Source organism: Lacimonas salitolerans, assembly GCF_042677865.1.
Classification (GTDB): Bacteria; Pseudomonadota; Alphaproteobacteria; order Rhodobacterales; family Rhodobacteraceae; genus Lutimaribacter; species Lutimaribacter salitolerans.
Genome location: NZ_JBHUDD010000063.1, coordinates 1 through 589 on the forward strand (window position 1 = coordinate 1; position 589 = coordinate 589).

Sequence of the window (589 nt, forward strand, 5' to 3'; positions counted from 1 at the left end):
CAACCGCCACGAAAATCTGCTGATCACTGGCCCAACAGGCTTAGGAAAAAGCTGGATTGCGTGCGCCCTCGGAAACAAGGCCTGCCGTGATGATCGGCGCGTCGTCTATCACCGCGTGCCCCGCCTGTTCCAGATGCTGGCCATCGCCAGAGGCGACGGGCGGCATGCCCGCGTTCTCAAGGCGATCGAACGCACTGAGTTGCTGATCCTCGACGATTGGGGGCTGTCAGTTCTGACACCAACAGAGCGCCGCGACTTGCTGGAAATCCTTGATGACCGCCAGGGCCGCGGCTCAACCATCGTGACCAGCCAGTTGCCTGTCGATCAATGGTTTGAGGTGATCGGAGATCCCACCCTCGCAGATGCCATCCTTGACCGGCTGGTCCACAATGCACACCGCCTGACGCTCACCGGCGACAGCATGCGCAGAAAAATGACCACGATGAAAACGCTTGACCAAGGCGCCCAGCCCTGACTCTATGAAACCCGTTGGCCAGCCTGCCCGAGGGCGTGAAATGGCTGCCCGCGATGCCGTGAAACGCGTGCCCGAGATCACGCGAAATCACTGCCCAACTTCCGCGAAATGCGC

General features: G+C 60.8%; 1 protein-coding gene. It reads left to right on the plus strand.

What is annotated here, in order from left to right:
• Positions 1 to 475, plus strand: a 475-nt coding sequence (locus tag ACFTOW_RS13235) for an ATP-binding protein (RefSeq protein WP_379916485.1), incomplete at its 5' end; no start/stop codon positions are given.
• Between the last annotated feature and the right edge of the window lie 114 nt (positions 476 to 589).